This window comes from Micromonospora sp. NPDC047527, assembly GCF_040643015.1.
GTDB lineage: Bacteria > Actinomycetota > Actinomycetes > Mycobacteriales > Micromonosporaceae > Micromonospora.
Map to the genome: position 1 here is coordinate 166981 of NZ_JBEYTK010000002.1, position 25573 is coordinate 192553.

At 71.0% G+C, this 25573-nt stretch carries 25 protein-coding genes; 14 read left to right on the plus strand and 11 right to left on the minus strand.

Annotation, left to right across the window (positions count from 1 at the left end):
* The first annotated feature begins 41 nt into the window (after positions 1-41).
* The 6 genes from ABZ808_RS09560 (at position 42) to ABZ808_RS09585 (ending at position 6204) form a co-directional block, all read left to right on the plus strand.
* Positions 42-1649, plus strand: a complete 1608-nt coding sequence (locus ABZ808_RS09560; RefSeq protein WP_357003149.1) for a protein kinase family protein — start codon at positions 42-44, stop codon at positions 1647-1649.
* A gap of 43 nt (positions 1650-1692) precedes the next feature.
* Positions 1693-2415 carry an RNA polymerase sigma factor SigM gene (gene sigM, locus ABZ808_RS09565; RefSeq protein ID WP_357003151.1) on the plus strand — a complete coding sequence of 241 codons (723 nt, stop codon included), beginning with the start codon at positions 1693-1695 and terminating at the stop codon, positions 2413-2415.
* On the plus strand, positions 2412-3386 hold the full coding sequence (locus tag ABZ808_RS09570; protein WP_357003153.1) for a hypothetical protein: 975 nt from the start codon (positions 2412-2414) through the stop codon (positions 3384-3386). Before sigM ends, ABZ808_RS09570 begins: the two co-directional genes overlap by 4 nt.
* 180 nt (positions 3387-3566) lie before the next feature.
* Positions 3567-4517 carry a thioredoxin-disulfide reductase gene (trxB, locus tag ABZ808_RS09575; RefSeq protein WP_357003155.1) on the plus strand — a complete coding sequence of 317 codons (951 nt, stop codon included), beginning with the start codon at positions 3567-3569 and terminating at the stop codon, positions 4515-4517.
* Positions 4518-4548: 31 nt separating this feature from the next.
* Positions 4549-4872: a thioredoxin gene (gene trxA / locus ABZ808_RS09580; protein ID WP_007453873.1), complete on the plus strand. Its 324-nt coding sequence runs from the start codon at positions 4549-4551 to the stop codon at positions 4870-4872.
* Positions 4873-5043: 171 nt separating this feature from the next.
* Complete coding sequence (locus ABZ808_RS09585) at positions 5044-6204, plus strand: N-acetylmuramoyl-L-alanine amidase (protein ID WP_357003157.1); 1161 nt, start codon at positions 5044-5046, stop codon at positions 6202-6204.
* Positions 6205-6238: 34 nt separating this feature from the next.
* Here ABZ808_RS09585 and ABZ808_RS09590 read toward each other — a convergent pair whose 3' ends face one another.
* Positions 6239-6904, minus strand: coding sequence for a GNAT family N-acetyltransferase (locus ABZ808_RS09590; RefSeq protein ID WP_357003159.1), 666 nt, complete (start codon positions 6902-6904; stop codon positions 6239-6241).
* 297 nt (positions 6905-7201) lie between these two features.
* Here ABZ808_RS09590 and ABZ808_RS09595 point away from each other — a divergent pair, with 297 nt between their 5' ends.
* Positions 7202-8515 (plus strand): PLP-dependent aminotransferase family protein, encoded by a 1314-nt coding sequence (locus tag ABZ808_RS09595; protein ID WP_357003161.1) that lies wholly within the window; start codon positions 7202-7204, stop codon positions 8513-8515.
* A gap of 7 nt (positions 8516-8522) precedes the next feature.
* Positions 8523-9524, plus strand: coding sequence for a D-alanine--D-alanine ligase (locus ABZ808_RS09600; protein ID WP_357003163.1), 1002 nt, complete (start codon positions 8523-8525; stop codon positions 9522-9524).
* Between the two features lie 91 nt (positions 9525-9615).
* On the opposite strand, the gene ABZ808_RS09605 is transcribed toward ABZ808_RS09600, so the two are convergent.
* From ABZ808_RS09605 to rpmH, 9 genes are all read right to left on the minus strand, one after another.
* The gene (locus ABZ808_RS09605) at positions 9616-10569 is read right to left on the minus strand and encodes a hypothetical protein (RefSeq protein WP_357003165.1); all 954 of its coding nucleotides are present in this window, start codon (positions 10567-10569) and stop codon (positions 9616-9618) included.
* 1353 nt (positions 10570-11922) lie between these two features.
* Positions 11923-12954, minus strand: coding sequence for a ParB/RepB/Spo0J family partition protein (locus ABZ808_RS09610; protein WP_357003167.1), 1032 nt, complete (start codon positions 12952-12954; stop codon positions 11923-11925).
* Between the two features lie 27 nt (positions 12955-12981).
* A complete protein-coding gene (locus tag ABZ808_RS09615) occupies positions 12982-14298 on the minus strand; it encodes an AAA family ATPase (protein WP_357003169.1) in 1317 nt (438 codons plus the stop codon).
* 257 nt (positions 14299-14555) lie between these two features.
* Positions 14556-15263, minus strand: a complete 708-nt coding sequence (rsmG, locus tag ABZ808_RS09620; protein WP_357004791.1) for a 16S rRNA (guanine(527)-N(7))-methyltransferase RsmG — start codon at positions 15261-15263, stop codon at positions 14556-14558.
* A 211-nt stretch (positions 15264-15474) separates the two neighbouring features.
* Complete coding sequence (locus ABZ808_RS09625) at positions 15475-16110, minus strand: R3H domain-containing nucleic acid-binding protein (protein WP_357003171.1); 636 nt, start codon at positions 16108-16110, stop codon at positions 15475-15477.
* A gap of 211 nt (positions 16111-16321) precedes the next feature.
* Positions 16322-17311, minus strand: coding sequence for a membrane protein insertase YidC (yidC, locus tag ABZ808_RS09630; RefSeq protein WP_357003173.1), 990 nt, complete (start codon positions 17309-17311; stop codon positions 16322-16324).
* Positions 17308-17553, minus strand: a complete 246-nt coding sequence (gene yidD, locus ABZ808_RS09635) for a membrane protein insertion efficiency factor YidD (protein WP_139584732.1) — start codon at positions 17551-17553, stop codon at positions 17308-17310. The genes yidC and yidD overlap by 4 nt, the downstream gene beginning before the upstream one ends.
* 47 nt (positions 17554-17600) lie before the next feature.
* Positions 17601-18017 (minus strand): ribonuclease P protein component, encoded by a 417-nt coding sequence (gene rnpA, locus ABZ808_RS09640; RefSeq protein WP_357003175.1) that lies wholly within the window; start codon positions 18015-18017, stop codon positions 17601-17603.
* A 34-nt stretch (positions 18018-18051) separates the two neighbouring features.
* Positions 18052-18189 carry a 50S ribosomal protein L34 gene (gene rpmH, locus ABZ808_RS09645; RefSeq protein WP_007453904.1) on the minus strand — a complete coding sequence of 46 codons (138 nt, stop codon included), beginning with the start codon at positions 18187-18189 and terminating at the stop codon, positions 18052-18054.
* A gap of 631 nt (positions 18190-18820) precedes the next feature.
* On the opposite strand from rpmH, the gene dnaA reads away from it, so the two are divergent.
* The 6 genes from dnaA to ABZ808_RS09675 all read left to right on the plus strand — a co-directional run bounded on the left by dnaA (position 18821) and on the right by ABZ808_RS09675 (position 25283).
* Complete coding sequence (dnaA, locus tag ABZ808_RS09650; protein WP_357003177.1) at positions 18821-20644, plus strand: chromosomal replication initiator protein DnaA; 1824 nt, start codon at positions 18821-18823, stop codon at positions 20642-20644.
* A 323-nt stretch (positions 20645-20967) separates the two neighbouring features.
* A complete protein-coding gene (locus tag ABZ808_RS09655; RefSeq protein ID WP_357003178.1) occupies positions 20968-21240 on the plus strand; it encodes a hypothetical protein in 273 nt (90 codons plus the stop codon).
* A 212-nt stretch (positions 21241-21452) separates the two neighbouring features.
* Positions 21453-22586 (plus strand): DNA polymerase III subunit beta, encoded by a 1134-nt coding sequence (gene dnaN, locus ABZ808_RS09660; RefSeq protein WP_357003180.1) that lies wholly within the window; start codon positions 21453-21455, stop codon positions 22584-22586.
* A gap of 40 nt (positions 22587-22626) precedes the next feature.
* Positions 22627-23499, plus strand: a complete 873-nt coding sequence (gene gnd / locus ABZ808_RS09665) for a phosphogluconate dehydrogenase (NAD(+)-dependent, decarboxylating) (protein ID WP_357003181.1) — start codon at positions 22627-22629, stop codon at positions 23497-23499.
* Positions 23500-23515: 16 nt separating this feature from the next.
* Entirely contained in the window at positions 23516-24649 is a 1134-nt protein-coding gene (recF, locus tag ABZ808_RS09670) for a DNA replication/repair protein RecF (protein WP_357003183.1), read from the plus strand.
* A complete protein-coding gene (locus tag ABZ808_RS09675; RefSeq protein ID WP_357003185.1) occupies positions 24639-25283 on the plus strand; it encodes a DciA family protein in 645 nt (214 codons plus the stop codon). Before recF ends, ABZ808_RS09675 begins: the two co-directional genes overlap by 11 nt.
* Here the strand turns inward: ABZ808_RS09675 and ABZ808_RS09680 are convergent.
* Positions 25274-25519 carry a hypothetical protein gene (locus ABZ808_RS09680; protein ID WP_357003187.1) on the minus strand — a complete coding sequence of 82 codons (246 nt, stop codon included), beginning with the start codon at positions 25517-25519 and terminating at the stop codon, positions 25274-25276. The two genes, ABZ808_RS09675 and ABZ808_RS09680, sit on opposite strands and share 10 nt — an antisense overlap.
* Between the last annotated feature and the right edge of the window lie 54 nt (positions 25520-25573).

Here is a 25573-nt window from a genome sequence, read left to right on the forward strand (position 1 = left end):
ACCGGTCAGCCGGTTCCTTCGACGGCAGAGCGGGAAGCCACATGCCCAGCAGTGCGGGTCCATCGATCGACACGATCACCGAGGGAGGACGGGTGACCCAGGTCGGCGAAGGTCAGGAGGCGGACGAGAGCGCTCCGCCGGTCATGACCTTCGGTGCTCCCACGGCCGGTGAAATCCTCGCCGAGCGGTACGAACTGGTCGAGCACATCAACAACGACAGCGCGGGTCGGCTGGTCTGGCGCGGGGTCGACGTCATCCTGCGCCGCCCCGTCGCGGTGGTGCTCCGCTACCCGGGTGGCGACTCCGCCACCGAGATGCTCCAGGCCGCCGTCGCGGCCAGCCGGGTCATCCACCCCAACCTGGTCGGGGTCTACGACGCCATCGACGAGGCCGAGCGGGCGTACGTGGTCCGTGAGTGGGTCGACGGCCAGTCGCTGCGTGACCTCGCGGCCGATGGCCCGCTGGATCCGGCCCGCGCCACCGCGATCGGCAACGCCGTCGCCAGCGCGCTCGCCGCGGTGCACGCCACCGGGATGGTGCACGGAAACGTGCACCCCGGCACCGTCATGATCAGTGACGAGGGCCGGGTGGTCCTGGCCGACGCGCGCACCGACGGTGACGACAGCAAAGAGAACGACATCCGGGCGGTCGGCGGTGTCCTCTACTTCGCGCTGACCGGTCACTGGCCGCACACCGAGGCACCGCTGCGCGGCGCCACTGCCGGCCACGGCCGGGCCGCCATCTCCGACGCGGTCCGGGACGCCGCCGGCACGATCGCTGCCCCCCGCCAGGTCCGTGCCGGGGTGCCCGCGTACCTGGACGACCTGACCATGGACCTGCTCGACGCCGAGATCGCCCCGCCCTCGTCCGACGTGCTCGCCGCCGAGCTGGCTCGGCTGGACGTGCCGGCCGAGGATGAGCACTACCTCGACACCAGCGGGCCGCTGCGGTTCACCGCCGACACCGGGGAAGAGCCGTCCCCACTGGCCGCGGCCGGTGGTCGCAAGGTCGCCATCGGCATCGCGGGCCTGCTGGCGGTCGCCCTGGTGGGTCTGCTCATCGGCATCAGCGCGCTCGGCGGCAACGACGAGGATCCGCAGGACACGGCCGGGGCCGCGCCCACCGCCAGCGCGCCGGCCGGTGACGCCACCCCTGCCGCCGCCACGACACGCAAGTTGACCGTGAAGAGCGTCCGGATCATCGACCCGGACAGCAAGAACCGCAGCGAGCTCGACGGCGCCGACAAGGTCATCGACGGTGACGAGGACAAGGGCTGGGAGACCGAGACGTACCGCGACCGGCCCAACTTCGGCAACCTGAAGAAGGGCATGGGCGTCTGGATCGACCTTGGCGAGCCGCACACCGTCAAGTCGGTCCAGGCGGTGCTGTCGGCCACCGGCGCGTCCGCCCAGCTCATCGCCGGCACGACCAACCCGCCGTCCAGCTCCAGCGGTGACAAGCAGCTGGTCGCGAGCTACAAGACCCCGATCGGCCAGCCGTTCGAGGACCACGACGGCACCACGATGACGTTCAACGGCTTCGACGCCGACACGAAATACCAGTACCTGCTGTTCTGGATCACCGAGCTGCCTCCGTCTGAGGGCGGGTTCAAGCTGGGGGTGCAGGAGATCACGGTCCAGGGGTCGTGATCCTGGCACCTCCCCCGTCCCATCGCATCCGCCGGACGCGGTAATGGACGGGCTCGACGCGGCGACGGACCTTGAGCTGCTGCGCGCCCACGTCTCCGGTGACCGGGACGCCTTCGCCGAGTTGTTCCACCGACACCGCGACCGGCTCTGGGCGGTGGCTCTGCGGACGCTCGGCGACCGCGAGGAAGCCGCCGACGCCCTTCAGGACGCCCTGCTGTCGGCGCACCGGGCGGCCGGGCGGTTCCGGGGCGACTCCGCCGTCACGACCTGGCTGCACCGGATCGTCGTGAACGCGTGCCTGGACCGGATCCGCCGCCGGCAGGCGCACCCCACCGTGCCGCTGCCCGACGGCAACCGGTCCGCGGACGGGTCGGGCACCGGCGGCGTCGAGCCGGCCGCCCCAGCGCACGACCACGACACCGCCCTGGTCGTCCGTGCCGCGCTCGCCGCGCTGCCCGTCGAGCAGCGGGCCGCCCTGGTGCTGGTGGACGTGCAGGGCTACCCGGTCGCCGAGGTGGCCCGCATCCTCGGTGTCGCCGAGGGGACGGTCAAGAGCCGGTGCGCCCGGGGCCGGGCCCGGTTGGCGGTGCTGCTCGGGCATCTCCGTCCGACGGTGTCGGCGACCCGTCCGGATTCTGCCGACCCGGAGCCGCCCGGCACGAAGGCGGACGTGCCCGGCGTCACGGCGGGGAACCCGCGCACGGCCGAGGGCGTCGGATCGGGGTCGGGCCGGTACCGGCGGGACGCCAACCAGGAGGACACGTGACGACCGAGGAGTTCAGAGAGGTCGACACCGACCTGCTCGCCGACTACCTCGGCGGGGCGTTGGACGGCACGCCGCAGGAGGCGGAGATCGCCCGACTGGTGGACGCCGACCCAGCCTGGGCGCAGGCGTACGCGCTGCTGGCCCCCGCGGTCACGCAGGTCCACGCGGACCTGGCCCGGTGGGCCGAGCCAGCCCCGGAGCTGCCGCCCGACGTTGCCGATCGACTCACCGCCGCGCTGGCCGCGGCGGATCCCCTGCCGACCGACGACGCAGCCGCCGGAGAGCCGTCCGCCGACTCCGCGACGCCGGTGATCCTGCCGACGCAGGGCGGCGGCGGTCGCCGACCCGCCGAGTCGGGGCGTGGCATATCCACCGGGCCGGGGCGTCGACAGCGCCGACAGCGCCGTTGGGCCCGGGGTGCCGCACCGGTGGCCGTCGCGGCGGTCGCCGTCGTCGCAGTCGGCCTGGGTCTCACCCAACTGGCGAGGAACGCCGCGGACACCGCTGGCACCAGCGCCATGGACCGCCCGGCCAGCGCGCCCGAGGACGCAGCGGCACGCACCACCGGGCCGGCGCTGCACAGCGGCACCGACTACACCCCGCAGACCCTCGGTCAGGCCACCGGCAGTTCCACGACGAGCCAGCCCCTCAAGGAGCCCACCGGCGGTCCGGGCGAGCAGCCCGGGGTGGACGCCGAGGGGGGCCGCCGGCCCGCGTCAGCCGGGTCGGACCAACTGGCCCGGCTCACCGACGAGGCCGCCCTGACGACCTGCCTGGCGGATGTGGCGGCCGAGCACGGATCCGCTCCGCTGGTGGTCGAAGTCCTCGACTACGCGCGGTTCCAGGGCGAGCAGGCGCTGATCCTGCGATTCACCGACGCGACCGGTGCCCGCTGGGCCTGGGTGAGCGGCCCGGAGTGCGGCGTCCCCGGGTCCGGCTCGGACAGCCGGTATTCGGCGCGGGTAGGGTGAATCCGCAGTCATCGGTGCGATAACCGTCCACGTGACCTGACCCACCGGATGCCCGGCTCGGGAATCCTCGCTTCGTACGATGACGTTCTGGAAGTCAGTCGCCGGCACCCACCACGCGTCGGCACTTGGATCAGCATCGGTGCGCGCGCCGACGCCGAACACACAACTCGGGAGACGGCAGTGGACGAGGTCCGCAACCTGATCATCATCGGCTCCGGCCCGGCCGGTTACACGGCGGCGGTCTACGCGGCACGCGCCAACCTGAAGCCGCTGATCATCGAGGGCGTGCAGTCCGGCGGCGCGCTGATGACCACCACCGAGGTGGAGAACTTCCCCGGGTTCGCCGACGGCATCCTCGGCCCCGAGTTGATGGACAACATGCGCAAGCAGGCCGAGCGGTTCGGCGCCGAGTTCCTCACCGACGACGTGACCCGGGTCGAACTGGCGGACACTGGCGACGCCGGCGCTGGCGCGGTGAGCACCGTGTGGGTCGGCGAGACCGCCTACCAGGCCCGCTCCGTCATCCTCTCCACCGGTTCTGCCTGGCGCCCGCTGGGCGTGCCGGGCGAGCAGGAATACCTCGGCCACGGCGTCTCCTCGTGCGCCACCTGTGACGGGTTCTTCTTCCGCAACCAGCACATCGTGGTCGTCGGCGGCGGCGACTCGGCGATGGAGGAGGCCAGCTTCCTCACCCGCTTCGCGGATTCGGTCACCATCATCCACCGGCGCGACTCGTTCCGGGCCAGCAAGATCATGGCTGACCGGGCACTGGGCAACGAGAAGATCAAGGTCGAGTGGAACAGCACCGTCGAGGAGATCCTGGGCGCCGACGGCAAGGTCACCGGTGTACGCGTCCGCAACGTGCACACCGGCGAGACCAAGGTCCTGGACGTGACAGGCGTCTTCGTTGCCATCGGCCACGACCCGCGCAGTGAGCTCTTCCGCGGCCAGGTCGAGATGGACGACGAGGGGTACATCAAGGTCCAGGCCCCCAGCACCCGGACGAACGTGCCCGGTGTCTTCGCCGCGGGCGACGTGGTCGACCACACCTACCGTCAGGCGATCACCGCGGCCGGCACCGGCTGTGCCGCCGCGCTCGACGCCGAGCGCTTCATCGCGACGCTCAGCTGAAACAGGAAACACATCCCGGAGGAGGGGCATAGTGGGAAATACCAAGGCGGTCACGGACGCGAGCTTCGTTGCTGACGTGCTGCAGGCCGACAAGCCGGTTCTGGTGGACTTCTGGGCCGAGTGGTGCGGGCCGTGCCGCAAGGTGTCGCCGCTGCTCGAGGAGATCGCCGGTGAGATGGGTGACCAGGTCACCATCGTCAAGCTCAACATCGACGAGAACCCCGAGACCGCCCGCGCCTACCGGGTGATGTCGGTGCCGACCCTGACCGTCTTCAAGAACGGTCAGCCCGTGCAGTCGATCGCTGGCGCCAAGCCGAAGGGCGAGCTGGTCCGGCTCATCGAGTCGGCCCTCTGACCAGCAGTTACGTCACCGAACCCCGTACCCGCTCGTCGGGTGCGGGGTTCGCTGTCTTTCGCGACCCCCGGACCGCGCGTTTTTCGCGCCCGAGCCACCTGGCCGCCCCGGAACGCATAGCCTCAAGCCGGGGCCGCCCGGCCAGCCAGCTTCGTGCAGAGGGGGTCGTGCGTGCGTCCGATCCGACCCGGTGACCGGGGACCAGCGGTCACGGAGATCCGTGCCATTCTCAACGGCCTCGACCTGCTCGCCGCCGGTCCGCAGACCGACGAGTTCGACGTCGACACCGAGCGCGCCGTCCGCGCGTTCCAGCAGTCCCGTGGGCTCAGCGTGGACGGCCGGATCGGCACGGAGACCTGGGGTGCGCTGGAGGCCGCCCGTTGGCGGCTCGGCGCCCGCACCCTCTACCACGCGGTGCCCGAGCCGCTCACCGGCGAGGACGTCCGTTCGCTGCAGGAACGACTGCTGGAGATGGGGTACGACGTCGGCCGCGCGGACGCCATCTACGGCATTCGGACCTCCCGCGCGGTGGCGCAGTTCCAGCGCGAGGTCGGGCTCACCCCCGACGGCTCCTGTGGGCCGCACACGATGAACGCTCTACGCCGCATCGGTCGCAAGGTCGTCGGCGGGCGCCCGCAGTGGCTCCGCGAGTCCGACGCGATCCGCCAGTCCGGGCCGGCACTGGTCGGCAAGACGGTGGTCATCGACCCCGGGCACGGTGGCACCGATCCGGGCATGGTCGTGCCGGACGGCCCGCTGCGCTGGACGGAGGCGGACCTCGTGCACGACCTCGCCAGTCGACTGGAGGGACGGCTCGCCGCCTCCGGAGTGCGGGTGCAGCTCACTCGGGGTCCCGCGCCCGACACGTGCCTGCCGGACACCGACCGGGCGATGCTGGCCAATTCGCTCGGCGCCGACGTGTTCGTGTCGCTGCACCTGGACGGGCACGCCAATCCGGAGGCGGAAGGAGTGGCGACCTACCACTACGGCACCGACAACGGGGTCACCTCGTCGACCGGGGAGCGGCTGGCCGGGCTGGTGCAGCGGGAGATCGTCGCCCGCACCGGGCTGCGGGACTGCCGCACCCACGCCAAGACGTGGGACCTGCTGCGGCTGACCCGAATGCCGGCGGTCCGGGTGGAGGTCGGCTACCTCACCTCGCCGACGGACCGCGCCCGGCTGATCGACCCCCGCTTCCGGGACCGAGTGGTGGAGGCGATCGTGGCCGCGGTGCAACGCATGTACTTCCCGATCGAGCGGGACGTGCCCACCGGATCGATCGACGTGAGCGAACTGCGCGCGGTGGTCACCGCCGGCACGGTGGTCGACTGAGACCGGTGTCGGGTGGCGCTTTCGAAGCGCTCGCTCAGCCGCCGGTGGACCGGGTGGCCGGTGCCGGTCGGACCGGACGAAGCAGGGTCTCCGGGCTCATCGAGCCGAGCAGCTTCTCCAGCGCGTACTCGACGTCGGATTTCCAGCTCAGCGCGGTGCGCAGCTCAAGGCGCAGCCGTGGGAACCGGGGATGCGGACGTACGGTCTTGAAACCGACCGAGAGGAAGAAATCGGCCGGTGCCATGCAGCCCCCGGCCGGGTCGTCCGCGTCACCGAACTTGGCGTCGCCGAACGCCTCGATCGCCTTGATCCCCCGCTTGGTCAGATCCCGCGCGACGCCCTGCACCAACATCCGGCCCAACCCGCCGCCAGCGAACGAGGCGACCACGTTGGCGGTCATCAGCAGCGCCGCGTCGGCAGAGACCGGAGAGGTCGGGAAGGCCATCGAGCGGGGCACGTAGGCGGGCGGTGCGTACATCACGAAGCCCGCCGGCATACCGTCGACGTACGCGAGCTTGCCGCAGGAACCCCACTCCAACAGCGTCTGGGAGACCCACGCCTCCTTCTCCAGCCCCGGGTCACCGGCAGCGCCTGCCCGGTCGGCGGAGACCGGATCCAGCTCCCAGTAGACGCACTGCCGGCAGGGACGAGGAAGATCCTCCAGCGTGTCGAGGGTCAGGTTGACCAGACGTCGCGACATATGGCGCATCCCCACAAATAGGCTCGGTGGTAAGACCGGCATGGGACGACAGCGCCGCCATCCTGCCCCCGACGAGCGATCGTACGCCGCTGATCGCTGGTGCGGGAGAGGACGCGCAGATGCCCACCGCACCGGGGGACGACACCGAGGGTCCGCGATGTGGTCGGTCCGCCACAGCAGGCCGACAGGCAGGTACAGGCGGGCTACGATCGACAATTGGTGCCTCCCGCCCCCATGGTCACGAGCGGTCGGGGTACCCGGGGCGGGAGCCACCCGAGCAGCGATCGAGGTGAGGTCATGACCGGCACGACCCACGACGACTACACCGACCGGTACGCCCGGCGGGTGCGCGGCATGACCGCCTCGGAGATCCGAGCACTCTTCGCGGTGGCCAGTCGGCCCGAGGTCGTCTCGCTCGCCGGTGGGGCTCCCTACATCGCCGCGCTGCCACTCGACGCCGTCGGCGAGATGCTGGGCCGGCTCGGCTCCGAGCACGGCGTGACCACCCTGCAGTACGGCATCGGCCAGGGCACCCTGGAGTTGCGCGAGCGGATCTGCGAGGTCATGTCCCTCTCCGGGATCGACGCCGCGTGCGGTGCCTCACCCGAGGACGTGGTGGTCACCGTGGGCGGGCAGCAGGCTCTCGACCTGGTGGCCCGGCTCTTCCTCGACCCCGGTGACGTGGTGCTCGCCGAGGGTCCGACGTACGTCGGCGCGCTCGGGGTCTTCCAGGCCGCGCAGGCCCAGGTCGCACACGTGCCGATGGACGACGAAGGGCTGATCCCCGAAGCATTGGAGACGGCCATCGCCGACCTGGCCCGCGCCGGCCGGCGGGTGAAGTTCCTCTACACCATCCCCACCTACCAGAACCCGACCGGCGTGACGCTCAGCGAGGAGCGCCGGGAACGCGTACTCGACATCTGCGAACGTGCCGGCCTGCTCGTCGTCGAGGACGACCCGTACGGCCAGCTGGGTTTCGAGGGTGAGGCGCCCGCGCCGTTACGGGCTCGCCGCCGCGACGGTGTCTTCTACCTCAGCACCTTCTCCAAGACCTTCGCCCCCGGGCTGCGGGTCGGTTGGATCCTGGCGCCGCACGCGGTCCGCGACAAGCTGGTCATCGCCAGCGAGGCGCAGATCCTGTGCCCCAGCGGCTACGCCCAGGCTGCCGTGACCACCTACCTGAGCACCATGCCCTGGCGTGAGCAGCTGAAGGTCTACCGCGAGGTCTACCGGGAGCGCCGGGACGCCCTGCTGGAGGCGCTGTCCGACCTGATGCCCGAGGGCACGAGCTGGACGACGCCGTCCGGCGGCCTCTTCGTCTGGGCCAGCCTGCCGGACGGGCTCGACTCGAAGGCCATGATGCCGCGCGCGATCGCCGCACGGGTCGCCTACGTGCCCGGCACCGGCTTCTACGCCGACGGCACGGGCACCGACGCCATGCGGCTCAACTTCAGCTTCCCGCCCCCGGAGCGGATCCGCGAGGGCGTCCGCCGGCTCGCCGGCGTCATGGAACAGGAGATGGCGATGCGCCGCGTCTTCGGCGCCGTCGGTGGTGCCGCAGGTCGCCGCGGCCGGCCCGGCTCCGACGTGCCGGGTCCCGACTTGGCATGATGCCGCCATGGGTACGACCGCTGTCGAGCACCTTGCCGTGACCAACTCCGCCGTCGCGGCCGACCTGCGGGTGCTCGTACTCGCCGGCGGCCTCTCCTACGAACGTGACGTCTCGCTGCGCTCCGGCCGCCGGGTGATCGACGCGCTGCGTGCCGTCGGGGTCGAGGCCGAGTTGCGGGACGCCGACGTGGCGCTCCTGCCCGCCCTCGCCGCCGACCCGCCGGACGCGGTCGTGATCGCCCTGCACGGAGCCACCGGCGAGGACGGCTCCCTGCGGGGAGTGCTCGACCTGTGTGGCATCCCGTACGTCGGCTGCGACGCCCGCGCCTCCCGGCTCGCCTGGGACAAGCCCTCCGCCAAGACGGTGCTCCGCGAGGCCGGCATCCCCACCCCGGACTGGGTGGCCCTGCCGCACGACCGCTTCTCCGAGTTGGGCGCGGTGGCCGTACTCGACCGGATCGTCGACCAGCTGGGCCTGCCCCTGATGGTCAAGCCGGCGCAGGGCGGATCGGGCCTCGGCGCCGCGGTGGTCCGGGACGCCGCGTCACTCCCGGCCGCGATGGTCGGTTGCTTCGCGTACCACTCGACGGCGCTCGTGGAACGGTACGTGCCCGGCATGGACGTGGCGGTCTCCGTGGTCGACCTGGGTGACGGGCCGCAGGCGCTGCCGCCGGTCGAGATCGTGCCGCGTAACGGGGTGTACGACTATGCCGCCCGTTACACCGCCGGTCGGACCACGTGGCATGCTCCGGCCCGGTTGGAGCCCGAGGTGGCCGCCACGGTGGCCGACGTGGCCCTCGCCGCGCACACCGCGCTCGGCCTGCGGGACCTGTCCCGGGTCGACGTGATCGTGGACGCGGACGGTCAGCCGCACGTGCTGGAGGTCAACGTCTCACCCGGCATGACGGAGACGTCGTTGCTGCCACTCGCCGTCCAGGCTGCCGGCCTGGACTTCGGTCGACTCCTCGGCTCCCTCGTCACCCGGACCGCGGCCCAGCGCGCATCCTGATCCTGCTTCGCCCTCCGGCAGTGACCCTGTCGACCCGTGAGGTTGACGGTGGCGTGCCGCGGCTGCCACCGCCGACCTGACGATTCGACGATCAGTGGACGGGTCGCGCGTCGGGTGGGGTCACCTCGGGGGTGCCCTTGTTGGGAGCGGCCGAGTCGGCGGTGTCGTCCACCGGATCGGGTGCGGTCGCGGTGGCAGGTTCAGTCGCCGGGTCGGCGTCGGGTGCTGGCTCTGCGGCTGGCCCTGTGGCTGGCTCGTCAGCCGAGTCGGTGGCGGTGACGGAGGGCGCTACCGACGGGTCGGCATCGGTCGCTGTGGGATCGGTGGCATCCCCGTCACCATCGGCGCGGTCGTCGTCGACTGCGGGCTCCGGAATCTCCTCAGCCGCCTCGATGACCGAGACGGCCTCCTCCCGGATGGCAGCGGCGTGCGCGGCCTCGGACTGGGCCAGCAGGCTCGACGGCGCCTGCCACTGGATGCGGGGCGGCTCGGCCAGCGGCCGGCCACCGAACTCAGCGAGCCAGGCGGCGACGAGTGCCAGATTTTCCCGCCACTGCTCCTCGGAGATCGGCGGCAGGATCGAATCCCACAGCGACAGGAAGGTGCCACGCAACTGAAGCCGGCCGTACGGCCGGGCCAGGAACCACATGTGCAGGTGGGCGGAGCCGTCGCCCCACCGGTTGACGTGCACCCGCGCCACGCCGTCAAGCGACCGGATGGCCCGCTCCAGGCGGACGGTCATCACCCCGAGCTCGGCGGCGAGCAGGTTCGGCAGGTCACCCAGATCGAGGTGGGTCCGCGATTCCAGGATGAGCACCATGGGCAGACCGGTCGGCCGATCCATGGCGCGCACCCGCCACCGCTCTCCCACCCAGATGTAGGCGTCGTCGGGAGCGTTGCAGGCGGTGCATTCCCGGAGGCCCTCGCCCTTGCGCGGAGGTTCGACCGGGACCGGGTCGTCGAGCTGCTTCACGCGGAGGTCACCCTCGAAGGGAAACGAGGGCCATTGGGTGAAGTCCGGGACTGAGGGAGGGGTGTCGTGCACGACGCTGACCCTAACCGAGTCTGTCGCCGCTGTCCCTAGCTGTTCGATCGGTCCGGACCACCCAGATCAGTGCTTCTCGTCGATTGATCTGCCCGCCGCCGACACTCGGCGAGGCGATATCCACAGGCTGCCGAGATCGCCAACACAGGCCGTCATCCACAGGCCGGCACCCGTTCCCACGCGGTGTTTCACGTGAAACGGGGGGTGCCTGTGGACAACGGGTGTGGATAACTTTTCGGCCCTTCGGTCGTTGCGGCGAACTGCGCCGGGCCGGTTCGGTGACCGCCACGTCGGGGGCGCGTTTGGGACCGCGTCGAGTGCCGGGACCGGGGTGCGATGCCGGCACCCATCGGACGAGACAGGGCGTGACGATGGGGACGGGTGGCCGTTCACCTGGAGCCTGTCGAAGATTCGCATCGGGTACGGCTGTGCGCTGCTCGACGCCACTCACTCCGCAGGCTTCTCGGCGCTGCCCTCCGACTTCCCCACAGGCTCGTCGGCGTTGCCCTTGCGACGTTGCGACGCGCCTCCCCGGCTGCTCTGCCGCCGGAGTCTGGGGGGCAGCCTGGTGCACCGTCTCCAGGGTCGGCCGCCTGCTCGACCTGCCATCGCCGGGCGCGCACCTGCTGTTCTTCGACCATTGCGGCATCTGGGCGAGCGAACGTCGCGGGCGGCGGGCGGCCTTCCGCGACCGCAGTGCACGTTCTCTGCTTCAGATTGGCCGTCTCGGTCCGCGCTCCAGAGCAGGCTTCGGGACCGGACGGTTGGGGGGCGGTTTCACGTGAAACGGAGGCCGCGAGCGTTCGGGTGGCAAGCCCAACTCCACAAGAACACGGGAGGGCCTCGTGCGCCCTCTCAGTGGGCCGCTACCGGCTCCAAGGTCGGAACGGGTGCCTCGATGTGGCTCCGTCACCCACTAGCCCTCTCGCAGCCCGTGGAGGTCAACTTCTCTCCCGAGCCGGGCGACGTCATGTGCTCGGTGGATTTCCGGTCGACCTGCCCACCCGCGCAGAGGCCCGGCTCGTTGCTCCGGCGCCGCACCGCAGACGCATTTTGCGGTCCTCGCCGGCAGACCGAGGGCTGCGGATTTTCGGTTGCTCCACCTCTACCGCCGCCACCGCCACTGGCGACCCTCGTGTCGGCGGCGACTCCGCCGTGGTCGCCGCCGACGACCCGCAGCAACTCCCTCGCCCGTCGTCAGCGTCGTCGTTCTGAATCGCCAGCCTCGTGGCCCCCGGCCCAGAGCGGAGAGCCAAGGCGGGGAGGGCACGGTCCCGTTTCACGTGAAACGGGACCGGATGCAGAACGGCCGCGCTACCCGAGGGAAGCGCGGCCGCAGGCGGAGCGAGACGATCAGGCCTCGGGCTCCCCGGGCTCCTCCTGCTGCACTCCGATGATCCCGACGATCCGTTCCAGGTCGTCCACCGTGGCGAACTCAATCGTGATCTTGCCCTTGCTGCGGCCAATGTCGACCTTCACCCGGGTGTCGAACCGGTCCGACAAACGATCAGCGAGATCCGTCAGGGCGGGCGCATGCGGCTTCGGTCGCCGTTTCGCGGCCTGGCCCGTCGGTGGCCCGTCGTTCAGCGTGAGGGCAACGATCTCCTCGGTGGCCCGCACCGACAGCCCTTCGGCCACAATGCGCAGCGCCAACTGCTCCTGTGCCTCCGAATCGTCGAGGCTGAGCAGGGCACGGGCGTGGCCGGCGGAGAGGATGCCCGCGGCGACCCGACGCTGCACCTGCGCCGGCAGGTTCAGCAGTCGGATCGTGTTGGAGATCTGCGGGCGGCTGCGACCGATCCGACGGGCCAGTTCCTCGTGGGTGGCGCCGAACTCCTCCAGCAACTGCTGGTACGCGGCGGCCTCTTCCAGAGGGTTCAGGTTGGCCCGGTGGATGTTCTCCAGCAGTGCGTCGCGGAGCATGGCGTCGTCGCGGGTATCCCGGACGATCGCCGGGATGTTGTCCCGCCCGACCGCCTGGGCGGCACGCCATCGCCGCTCGCCCATCACCAGCTCGTACTTCTCGCCGTCGAGCTGCCGAACGACGATGGGCTGGAGGAAGCCAACCTCCTGGATCGAGGTCTTCAGCTCCTCCAGCGCTTCCTCGTCGAAGACCTGACGAGGCTGCTTCGGGTTCGGCAGGATCGCGTCGACCGGGATCTCGGCGAACCGGGCTCCCGGCACGGGACTGAGCGTGGGCTCCGGCTGGTGGGCCGGAGCGCTGGCAGGCGCAGCCGATACGACCGAGGCCGCCGCGCCATCGTCAACGTCGACGTGCCCGTTCTCCGGCTCGGCGGTCATGGTGCCGGCGGCACCCTGCACCGGCCCGGTCGGGATGAGCGCCCCCAGGCCTCGTCCCAGACCGCCCCGAGGACGGTTCTTCATGCCACGCCTCCCAGCGACTCGTCCGCACTACGCATTCCGGCCCACCGGCTCCTTGACGCCCCGCTCGGCGATCTCTTGGGCGGCCTCGAAGTAACTCGTCGCGCCCCGCGAACCGGGATCGTAGGTCATCACCGACTGGCCATAGCTGGGCGCCTCGGAGACCCGGACGTTGCGGGGGATGACCGCCTGGAGGACCTTGTCGCCGAAGTGGTTCCGGACGTCCTGCTCGACCGCGTCCGCCAGCCGGGTACGGCGGTCGTACATGGTCAGCAGGATGGTGGAGACGTCGAGCTTCGGATTGAGGTGCTGCCGTACCAGGTTGATGTTGTTGATCAGCTGGTTGAGCCCTTCCAGGGCGTAGTACTCGCACTGGATCGGAATCAACACCTCCTGCGCGGCGACTAGGGCGTTGACCGTGAGCAGGCCGAGCGAGGGCGGGCAGTCGATGAAGACGTAGTCGAACTGGCCCGGGTAGGCGGCGATGGCCCGGTCGAGGCGCGACTCCCGCGCCACCACCGACACCAGCTCGATCTCCGCCCCGGCGAGGTCGATCGTCGCGGGTACGCACCAGAGGTTGGGGATGCCCTCCACGGCCTGCGCCACCTCGGCCAGCGGCACGCTGTTGATGAGGCAGTCGTAGACGTCCGGGATGCCGGTGTGGTGGGGGACGTTGAGGCCGGTAGAGGCGTTGCCCTGCGGGTCAAGGTCGACCACGAGCACCCGGTTACCGTGCAGGGCGAGCGCCACCGCCAGGTTGACCGTGGTCGTGGTCTTGCCCACGCCGCCCTTCTGGTTGGCGACGCACATGACCCGGGTCCGGTCCGGCCGAGGCATGGTCACCTCGCCACTGGGATTCAGGATCTGCACGGCGCGCATCGCCTCCATAGCCAAGGGTGGGTCCTCATCCTCTTCGCGCGTCGGGGTTTCACGTGAAACGTACGTGGGATCGGACGCGGTCGGCGACTCCACCGAAGCGGCTGGCGCATCGGGGATTACCGGCGTCGAGTCCCGAGCCACCGCAGCGGTGGGTTGGTGCGGGACCGCCGGCTCGAAGCGGACCGCCGCAGCTGTGTTCCGCCGACCCGACGTCGGCCGCACCTCGGCGGCATTGCCCGGCCGACTCGGCCCCTCCACTGCCCGACGGGCAGCCGTCGGCTCCGGGGTCTCCAACCGGTCTGGTTGGCCCGCCGGCTCGTCCCGCGACGCCTGCGGCCCGTTGTCCGCCGCAGTCGGGGACGACCCGGGCGCACCGGGCGACCAGCTCGGGTAGTCGGTTTCACGTGAAACCGGATCGCTGGTTGACCCGGTCACGCGTGGATCGTCGTACCTGCCGTCGTCATGCACCTGTCATCCCTGCCCGCTTCGGATGGTCGGTCCGCGCCCCGGTCAACTTGGCCGCACCCGCGCTCGCACCCCGGAGCGTACGGCCCCTCGGGAGCGGTCGGAGTCCGCGACGTCCGTCGGCCGCTCCACACTATCGACGCGCGGTCAGCCTACGGCGGACGGGCGCGGCCGGTCCACGTCGGGTTCTCATTCCCTCGTTCCATCCGTACGGGTACAACGAGGCAACCCACTGACCGGACGTCCGATGGCGCGACGGGTCAGCGGCGGCGTGCTCCGCCACGGGAGCGCTTGCTGGCGGCAGGCCGGGGCGGTCCGACCATGCGCTCGCGGACGATCTCCACGACGGTGGTCGGCGGATCGATCACGTCGACACCGCAGAAGTGGACGGCCGCCGAGCCGCCACCGAGCCGCGCCACGACGTCGGCGTGCTCCTCGATCTCCGCTGCGGCGGACGATCCCTTGAGGGCCAGCAGCCGTCCGCCGCGCACAGCCAGTGGCAGGCACCAGGCCGCCAGACGGTCCAACGGTGCGACCGCACGGGCGGTCACCACGTCTCCGCTGATCGGTTCCCGGCCAGTCGATCCGCTGGCGGCCTCGTCAGCCCGACCTCGGAACACCCGTACCGATCTGGTCAGGCCGAGTCGCTCGACGGCCTCGATCAGGAACGACGTCCGCCGGGCGAGCGGCTCGATCAGGGTGACGGTCAGGTCGGGGCGCGCGATGGCCAGGACCATGCCGGGCAGGCCAGCGCCAGAGCCGACGTCGAGCACTGTCGCGTTGGCCGGGATCCGCTCCACGACCACGGCGCAGTTGAGCAGGTGGCGGTCCCAGATCCGGGGTGCCTCCCGGGGGCCGATCAGACCGCGGATCACGCCGTCGGTGACAAGCAGTTCGGCGTACGCGGCGGCCAGGTCGAGCCGGTCGCCGAAGAGGGTCAGCGCGGCCGGAGCCAGTTCGGGCGGCAGTGCCGCGTCGGCCGGCGACGGACCACCGTCGGACTCGACCTGCGACGAGGTGTCACCGACAGACGCCTCCGGCGGCGGAGTGTCGCCGTCCACGTCGTACCGCCTCGGATCGGTGTCGGGGATCGCTGTGGGCCGGACAGCGGACGGCCCGGGCGGCGTACCGCCCGGGCCGGTCACGGCGTCCGCCGTGGTGTCGTCGTGGGTCACCCGGTCAGTCCGCCGGCCGTACGACGATGCGCCGGTTCGGCTCGACGCCCTCGGACTCACTCGCCACGCCGGACATGGCGTTGACGACGTCGTGGACGCACTTGCGCTCGAACGCGGACATCGCTTCCAGCCGGACCGGCTCGCCGTACTCCTTGACCTTCTCGACCGCGTTCTTGGCGACCGCGGCGAGCTCCTTGCGACGGGTCGCGCGGTAGCCGCCGACGTCGAGCAGCAGCCGGCTCGGGGTGCCGGTCTGCCGGAAGATGGCGAGCCGGGTCAGCTCCTGAAGCGCCTCCAGGGTGGCGCCGCGCTGACCGACCAGGTTCTGCAGTCGGGCACCGACCACCTCGACCACCGGTCGGCCACCGGCGACCAGTTCGTCGATGTCGCCGTCGTAGTCGAGGATGTCCAGCAGCCCTTCGACGTAGTCGGCCGCGATCTCGCTCTGCCGGAACAGCTCGCCTTCGCCCGCGGCCTTCTTCTCGCGGCCACTCGCGACGGCTGCGGTGTCGGTGTCGTCGGCCTCGGTGTCGTCGTCGGCCTCCGTCTCGTCCGCCTCGGTGTCGCCGTTCACCGCCAGGGCCGCGGTGTCCTCCTCGTCCAGGGGCTCGTCGACGCGGGGGATGCTGGTCTCGGTCACGGTCTCATCTCCGTACTCGCTCGTCCGGACCGTCGGGTCCGCTGGTTTCCCGGGGCCGGCGGGAGGTCGCCGGTGCCCACGGGCACGTCTGTAGGGGCAGTGTCGCCCGTGACCGCGTCGGACGCGGCCGGTTCCGCCCGGCGCCGGCCTTCCGGCGGCTGCACGGTGCGGAACGGGCCGCCGCCGGTCATCCGGCGACGGCCCTTACAGCTCAGCCCTGCCGCTTGGCGGGGCGGCTCTTCTTCGGGTTGTTCACCGGCTTGGCGCCCGGCTTCGGCCCGGCCACCTTGGGCGCGGTCGCCTTGACCGGCGCGGGCGGGGCCGACTTGCCGCGACCGAAGAGGCCACCGGACTTGGTGGGCTGTACGGGGTTGCGGCTGGCGGCCGGGGCGGTGGCCTTCTTCGCGGTCACCGGCGGCGGGAACTTGCGCAGCACCCACTGCTGCTGGCCGAGGGTGAAGAGGTTGTTCGTGACCCAGTAGATGATCACACCGATGGGGAAGATCGCGCCGGAGATCAGCAGCGACGCCGGGATGCCGTAGAGCATCAGCCGCTGGATCATCCGCTGCTGCGGGTCCTCCGCCCAGCCGGTCTTGAGGATCATCTGACGGCTCGTCAGGTAGGTGGTCGCGATCATGATCAGGACCAGGAAGCCGGCGATGACCTTGACCGTGGTGCCGTTGGCGCCGAGGCGGGCCAGCTCGTCGGCGGTGGAACCGAACTTGCCGGCGATCGGCGCGGTGAAGAGCTTCGCGTTGGAGGCGCTGTCGAACTGAGCGGCCGTCCAGCCGTAGAGGTCCTTGCTCTGCTTGGCCGGGTCCAGACGGCGAAGCACGTGGAAGAGGCCGAGGAAGACCGGGATCTGAAGGAACATCGGAAGGCAACCCATCAGCGGGTTGGCCTTCTCCTTCTTGTACAGCTCCATCATTTCTTTCTGGAGCGTCTCCCGGTCACCCTTGTGCTTCTCCTGCAACTCCTTGACCTTGGGCTGCAGGGCCTGCATGGCCCGCTGCGACTTGATCTGCTTGACGAAGACCGGGAACAGGATCACCCGGACGGTGACCACCAGGAAGACGATGGCCAGGATCCAGGCGAAGTTGGTGCCGATCACCGCGCCGACGGGCACCCCGATGGCGTCCCAGGCCGAGTGCCAGGTCAGCAGGATCCACGAAATCGCGTAGTAGATCCAGTCGAGACTCAATTCGGTGCTCCAGTCACATCGGCACGGCGGCGACCGCCCGGCTCCGGCACCGGGTCATGTCCACCAGGGTGGAAGGGGTGGCAGCGCAACAGCCGCCGGACCGCCAGCGCGGCTCCCCGGAGCGCGCCGTGTCGGGCCACCGCCTCCTGGGCGTACGCACTGCACGACGGGTAGAACCGACAGCGGGCCGGCAGTGCCGGACTTATCCACCGACGGTACGCGATGATGGGCGCGATCAGCACCTTGGCACCGGTTGACGTCGGGCGCGCGGCGGCGGTCGGTTCGGTGCTCACCGGGACCGCCTCTCTCGGGGCGACCGGGCAACCGCGATGGCGGCGTCCAGGTCGGCGGCGAGCCGGGGGTAGGACGCCTCGGCTGCTGCGGGCAACGCCCGGACGACCAATGTACTGCCGGCGGGCAAGGCGACCAGTCGTTCCCGGACGAGCGCACGGAGCCGGCGCCGGACCTTGTTGCGGACGACCGCGTTGCCCACCGCCTTGGACACGACGAAGCCGGCGCGGGTCGGTGCGGAGAGTTGCTCCGCACCGATTTCCCGCACCGGCTTCGGCGAGGTCGTTGTGGTGGGGTCGGCGGTCACCGGCACGGTCAGGTGGACCACGACGGCACCTCGTCCGGCGCGTCGGCCACCGCGAAACGCTGCGGCGAAGTCAGTGCTGCGCCGCAGTCGCTGCGCCGCGGCCAGCACGACTGCTCACGTCCCCCGGACCGGCCCGGTCGGCTCAGGCCGACAGGGTGGTGCGACCCTTGGCGCGACGGCTCGACAGGATGGCACGGCCGGCACGGGTGCGCATGCGCAGCCGGAAGCCGTGGGTCTTCGCGCGCCGGCGGTTGTTCGGCTGGTAGGTGCGCTTGCTCACGTCAGGCTCTCCGTTTTCGTACGCGCCCCGCGCGACGGAATCGCCGGGGTCGTGGGGTGGTCCAGGCCACCTCGACGGTGACCACCGATCGGTGCTGCCCTGCGGAGCGGGACCTCGGCGACGCGGGGATGCGACCGTGGGCAGCAAACACCCATCACCCTAGCAGAGGACGAGAGAGCAGCCGCTCCAGCCTACGCAGGGGCGCAATGACCGTCAAACATCCCCAGCGGCCACCATCGGGGACGCGCCCGGGACCGAAGGGGCGGTTTTCGCTGATGCCGACAAGGCCGCTGCCGCGTCGCCGGTTGATGGGGCAGGGACAACGCTGTTACCGTGCCCGATTGCGGTGAGCGTCGGAAGCTCCGGTCGTCGCGCGCAGGCAAGACCGGACACGCCGGTGAATCGTTCGGCACGGTGAACCCGCTTCAGCGCCCGGTCAGGCAGGGGGCAGGTCCCACCCGCGTCCGCCGGACGGCCACAATCGGTCGGTACACAGGCTGTGGATAACCTGTGGATGACCCACTGGCAGTTGTCCGGGTGGGTGATGTTCCACCCGCGCACGCGGCGGGCCCGGGACGGCCGGCTGGCAGACAGCGGCGGCCGGGAGCAGAGGCGAGGGGGTGGCACGACGGTGGCCGGTACGACCGACCTTGCCGCGGTGTGGTTAGCGGCGACCGACGAGCTCGCCGACGAGATCATCTCCGCGCAGCAGCGTGCCTACCTCCGGCTGACCCGGCTGCGGGCGATCGTCGAGGACACTGCGCTGCTCTCCGTCCCGGACGCGTTCACCCGGGATGTGATCGAGTCGCGGCTGCGCCCGGCGATCACCGAGGCGTTGACCCGTCGGCTCGGCCGACCCATCCAGGTGGCCGTGACCGTTCGGGTGGCCGAGGACGCCACCGGACGCCCGGCCGGCACCGTCTACCGCAGCGCTCCGGAGCCGGGGTCACCCGACGTCGAGGCTCCGTTGTCCGGCTCGCTCGACGACGGGCACTCCGGACGGCCGGCGGTCGACACGATCATTCCGGAACAGCAGCAGCCGGGGCACGACCCCGCCATGCCGCCGGCACCGGCCGGTCCGCCGCCCGCGCCGGCCGTCGACGGGCACCGGTCCGGGTTGATCCCGGCGAGCAGGGACGGGCAGGAGGCGCTGTTCAGCGCCGCGTTCGTGGAGCCGCTGCGGTCGCCCCGACCGGCGTCGGACCGACGTGGGTACGACGACCAGGCCGCCCGACTGGACCCGCCAGGCCCGGACACCCGGCCCTACGAGCCCCGCTACCGCGACGACGCCTCATCGCCTCGGGACCAGCACGTGATCCGTCCGCTGCCCCGCGACGGCGGAACGGACAGCGGTCCGGGCCGCGGCGGGGTGGACCACCGCACCGGTGGGCGCGACGACCGGCGGCTGCCCGGCACCGACACCGGCGGCAATCGGCTCAACCCGAAGTACATGTTCGAGACGTTCGTGATCGGCTCGTCGAACCGCTTCGCCCACGCGGCGAGCGTCGCGGTGGCCGAGTCGCCGGCGAAGGCGTACAACCCGCTCTTCATCTACGGCAGCTCCGGGCTGGGCAAGACCCACCTGCTGCACGCCATCGGGCACTACGCCACGACGCTGGGCAACGCGCGGTCGGTGCGGTACGTGTCGACCGAGGAGTTCACCAACGACTTCATCAACTCGCTGCGGGACGACAAGACCAGTGCGTTCCAGCGCCGCTACCGCGACGTCGACATCCTGCTGATCGACGACATCCAGTTCCTGGAGAACCGCGAGCGTACGCAGGAGGAGTTCTTCCACACCTTCAACACCCTGCACAACGCCAACAAGCAGATCGTGATCACCTCCGACCGGTCGCCGAAGCAGTTGGCCACGCTGGAGGACCGACTGCGGACCCGCTTCGAGTGGGGCCTGCTCGCCGACATCCAGCCTCCGGACCTGGAGACGCGGATCGCGATCCTGCAGAAGAAGGCGGCGCAGGAGCGGCTCTACGCCCCGCCGGACGTGCTGGAGTTCATCGCCTCCCGGGTGTCGAACTCGATCCGGGAACTGGAGGGCGCCCTGATCCGGGTGACCGCGTTCGCCAGCCTGACCCGGTCGACGGTCGAGCTGTCGCTGGCCGAGGAGGTCCTGCGGGACTTCATCCCGGACGGCGCCGGCCCGGAGATCACGGCCGACCAGATCATGGTCTCCACGGCCGACTACTTCGGGGTGAGCCTGGAGGACCTGCGCGGCCAGTCCCGCTCCCGGGTGCTGGTCAACGCCCGCCAGGTGGCCATGTACCTGTGTCGGGAGCTGACCGAGCTGTCGTTGCCCCGGATCGGGCAGGCTTTCGGCGGCCGGGATCACACCACGGTCATGCACGCGGACCGCAAGATCCGGCAGCAGATGGCCGAGCGCCGCTCGCTCTACAACCAGATCGCCGAGCTGACGAACCGGATCAAGCAGAACACCTGAGGGGTACGGCGACACGCAAGCCCGGGACACGCCCGGCCGGATCTCCGGTCGGGCGTTCTTTTTTCGGCTCCGACGCGGCTCCGACGGCGCCCGTTTCGGCTCTGGAGACGGCTTCGGCTTGACCCTCGACATGGTGCAGACCACAGGATCGACGCCGTGTCCGCCTCGATGCTCAATCGTTGTCCACAGCTCGTTGTCCACCGCCCGTGGATAACTACGGTCCGTCCCCCGCCAGTTACCCACAGGCTGTGGAGAAACCCTGTGCATGACGCTGTGGACGGCTGGGGACAACCGCGAGGTTGTCCACCGTTGATCATCGCCCTGTGTACGAGCTGTTGAAGGTTCTGGGGACAACGGCAATGGCGATCTTCTCGGCTGTCCACAGGCATGGGGAGAAAGTCGGTGGATTACCGGTGGACAACCGGTGGACAACGGTGGACAACCAGCCGCCGTCGCCGGGCTGTGGACACGCGAGGCAGTTGTACCCCCGGTTCTCCACAGCTAAATCACCGGTGGATAACCTGTCTGAGCTGCGCGAACTTGAGTTCTCCACAGTTTGCACAGGTGCGATGAAGACGATGGGTTATCTCTTCTAAGAGAACAAAAACCAATCATCACCGTTGGGCTTTCTGTGGATCGTGCCGAACGCTGCCGGACGGGCCGGTCAGCATCGACACGATCCCCGGGGTCGGGCGCACAGCCGATGCCCCCGCGCCCTAAGGTGCGATGGGTACCCGCACGGTCGGGCGGGACGGTAGGCAGCGGTCGGCATGAGAGAGTTGTCGCTGACGTCGACGCGGAGGCATTAATGAAGTTCCGAGTGGAGCGCGATGCGCTCGCCGAGGCCGTGGCGTGGACCGCGAAGAGCCTGCCCAACCGGCCATCCGTACCGGTGCTCGCCGGGGTGATGCTGCGCGTCACCGACGGCAACCTGCGGGTTTCCGGGTTCGACTACGAGGTCTCCAGCCAGGTCACCGTCGAGGTGCAGGGTGACGCCGACGGCGCCGCCCTCGTCTCCGGCCGGCTGCTCGCCGAGATCACCAAGGCGCTGCCGGCCAAGCCGGTGGACATCGCCGCGGTCGGCGCCCACCTCGAGTTGGTCTGCGGCAGCGCCCGGTTCACCCTGCCCACCATGCCGGTGGAGGACTACCCCGCCCTGCCCGAGATGCCGCAGAGCGCCGGGACGGTCGACGCCGCGGCGTTCGCCACCGCCGTCGCTCAGGTGGCCATCGCGGCGGGCCGCGACGAGACGCTGCCGATGATGACCGGCGTCCGGGTCGAACTCTCCGGCAGCACCCTGTCCATGCTCGCCACCGACCGGTACCGGCTGGCGCTGCGCGAAATCCAGTGGCGGCCCGACGACCCCGACGTCAGCATCAACGCCCTGGTGCCGGCCCGCACCCTGAACGACACCGCCAAGGCGCTCGGTCCGATCGGTGGCGAGGTCACCCTCGCCCTCGCGCAGGGCGCTGCCGGCGAGGGCATGGTCGGCCTCGCCGGTGGCACCCGACGCACCACCAGCCGGCTGCTCGACGGCGCCAACTACCCGCCGGTGCGCTCGCTCTTCCCGGCCACCCACAACGCCGAGGCCCGGGTGCCGGTCAGCACCCTGATCGAGGTGGTCAAGCGGGTCGCGCTGGTCGCCGAGCGCACCACCCCGGTGCTGCTCAGCTTCAGCGCCGACGGGCTGGTCGTCGAGGCCGGTGGCTCCGAGGAGGCCCGGGCCAGCGAGGCGATGGAGGCCACCTTCACTGGTGAGGCGCTGACCATCGGCTTCAACCCGCAGTACCTCATCGACGGCCTGTCCAACCTGGGTTCCCAGACAGCCATGCTCTCGTTCGTCGACGCCTTCAAGCCCGCGGTGATCTCGCCCGCCGGTGAGGATGGAGAGGTCATTCCGGGGTACCGGTACCTCATCATGCCGATCCGCGTGTCCCGCTGATCGCGCCCAGCAACACCCAGATCCACGGAGGTAGGAACAGATGCAGCTCGGCCTGGTAGGACTCGGCCGGATGGGCGGCAACATGCGCGAGCGGTTGCGGGCGGCCGGCCACGAGGTGGTCGGCTTCGATCACAACGCGCAGATCAGCGACGTTGCGACCATCGCGGGCCTGGCGGAGAAGCTCGAATCGCCCCGTGCGGTCTGGGTCATGGTGCCGGCCGGTGTCACCGACGCCACCATCGACGAGCTCGCCGGAGTGCTCGGCGATGGCGACATCATCATCGACGGCGGCAACTCGCGCTTCAGCGACGACGCTCCCCGGGCCGAGCGGCTCAACGAGCAGGGCATCGGCTACATCGACGTCGGCGTCTCCGGCGGCGTCTGGGGCCGGCAGAACGGCTACGGTCTGATGGTCGGCGGCTCCCAGGAGCACGTGGACCGGCTCATGCCGATCTTCGACGCGCTCAAGCCCGAGGGCGAGTTCGGCTTCGTGCACGCCGGCCCCGTCGGCGCCGGGCACTACTCGAAGATGGTGCACAACGGCATCGAGTACGGCCTGATGCACGCCTACGCCGAGGGCTACGAGCTGATGGCCGCCTCCGAGTTGGTGACCAACGTGCCGGGGGTCATCAAGTCCTGGCGTGAGGGCACCGTCGTGCGCTCGTGGCTGCTCGACCTGCTGGACCGGGCCCTCGACGAGGACCCGGAGCTGGCAGAGCTGAGCGGCTACACCGAGGACACCGGCGAGGGCCGCTGGACGGTCGACGAGGCCGTCCGGCTCGCCGTGCCGCTGAACGTCATCACCGCCTCCCTGTTCGCCCGGTTCGCCTCCCGCCAGGACGACTCGCCGGCCATGAAGGCCGTCGCCGCGCTGCGCCAGCAGTTCGGCGGCCACGCCGTCCACAAGCGCTGAGCGGTATCCACACCCTGTGTACGTCCACCGGCTGGAACTGGTCGACTTCCGCTCGTACGAGCGGGTCGCCGTCGACCTCCAACCGGGGGCGAACGTCCTGATCGGCGCCAACGGCGTCGGCAAGACCAACCTCGTCGAGGCGCTCGGCTACGTGGCGACCCTGGCCTCGCACCGGGTCGCCACGGATGCGCCGCTCGTCCGGATGGGCGCCTCCTCGGCGGTGATCCGCTGCGCGGTGGCGCACGACGGCCGGGAGCTCCTGGTCGAGCTGGAGATCGTGCCCGGCAAGGCCAACCGGGCCCGGCTGGGCCGATCCCCGGCGCGACGGGCCCGGGACGTGCTCGGAGCCCTGCGACTGGTGCTCTTCGCTCCGGAGGACCTGGAGCTGGTCCGGGGCGATCCGTCCGAACGCCGTCGTTATCTGGACGACCTGCTGGTGACCCGGCAGCCCCGCTACGCGGGTGTGCGGGCCGACTACGAGCGGGTGGTCAAGCAGCGCAACGCCCTGCTGCGCACCGCGTACCTGGCGCGCAAGACCGGTGGGTCCCGGGGTGGCGACCTCGGCACCCTCGCGGTCTGGGACACCCACCTGGCCCAGCACGGCGCGGAGCTGCTCGCTGGCCGGTTGGAGCTGGTCGCGGCGCTCACCCCGCACGTCGCCAAGGCGTACGACGCGGTGGCCGCAGGTCGGGGCGCGGCCAGCATCGCCTACCGGCCCTCAATCGAGCTGGCCGAGCCGACCACCGACCGGGCCACGTTGACCGAGGCGTTGACCGCCGCGCTGGCCGCCTCGCGGTCCGCCGAGATCGAACGGGGCACGACCCTGGTCGGCCCGCACCGCGACGAGCTGGCACTGAGCCTCGGCCCACTGCCAGCCAAGGGGTACGCCAGCCACGGTGAGTCCTGGTCGTTCGCGCTCGCGCTGCGTCTGGCCGGGTACGACCTGTTGCGCGCCGACGGAATCGAACCGGTGCTGATCCTCGACGACGTCTTCGCCGAGCTGGACACCGGGCGGCGGGAGCGGCTGGCCGAGCTGGTCAGCGGGGCGAGTCAGCTGCTCGTCACCTGCGCGGTGGACGATGACGTGCCGGCCGCCCTGCGCGGCACCCGTTACCAGGTCGGCGAAGGGGCGGTACACCGTGTCGAGTGAGTCACGCTCCGACGGAAGCGACAGCGGCCGGACCGACCGGCGGGCTGGCGACGCGGCGAACGCCCGTACCGCTGGCCCGGGGGCGACCGCGGGTGCCGACGGCGGTGGCCAACCGGAGGCCGCGACCGGGCCGGAGCTGGCCCGGGCGGTGCTCGACGCGGCGCTGTCCCGGCGGCAGGCGGCGGCCCGTGCCCGACGTACCCCTGGCGGCGGGGGCGGCGACGCTGCCGGCGGCTCGGGGCGGCGGCTGCGTGGCTACTCCGGCCCCGGCCCTGACCCGCGCGACCCGCAGCCGCTCAGCGTGGTGCTGAACCGGCTGGTGAAGGCGCGCGGCTGGCAGCAGCCTGCGGCCGAGGCCACCGTGTTTGGCGCCTGGGAGCGGGTCGTGGGCGCGGAGGTCGCCCAGCACAGCCGCCCGGTCAAGCTGGAGAACGGCGAGCTGACCGTGGAGGCGCGCTCGACCGCCTGGGCGACCCAGCTGCGCCTGCTGGCCGGCTCGTTGCTCAAGCAGATCGCTCAGGAGGTGGGCCACAACGTGGTGCGCAAGCTGCACATCCACGGCCCGGCCGCGCCGTCCTGGTCGAAGGGGCCACGCAGGGTACGCGGCCGGGGGCCACGGGACACCTACGGCTGAGCCGACCCTCCCCGGTTCCTGCCGGCCTCGCGGGCGGCCCGCTTCCGTTCGCGCTGCTCCTGGGTGTAGCGCTTGCGCTCGGCCAGGTCGCGCTTCCACGCTTCGCGGGCCTCAGTCGAGCCGCCCTGCACCGCGCCCTGCACACCGTCGGCGGGGCCGGCGAGGTTCCGGAAGGTCCAACGCAGGAACCGGCCGCCCTCGCCCGCAGATTTGGGGGCCGCACCGTTCTCAGTCATCTGCCGCCTTCTCTCGCCGTGCCCGACAGGTAATTGGGCCGCCAATGGTTGGGG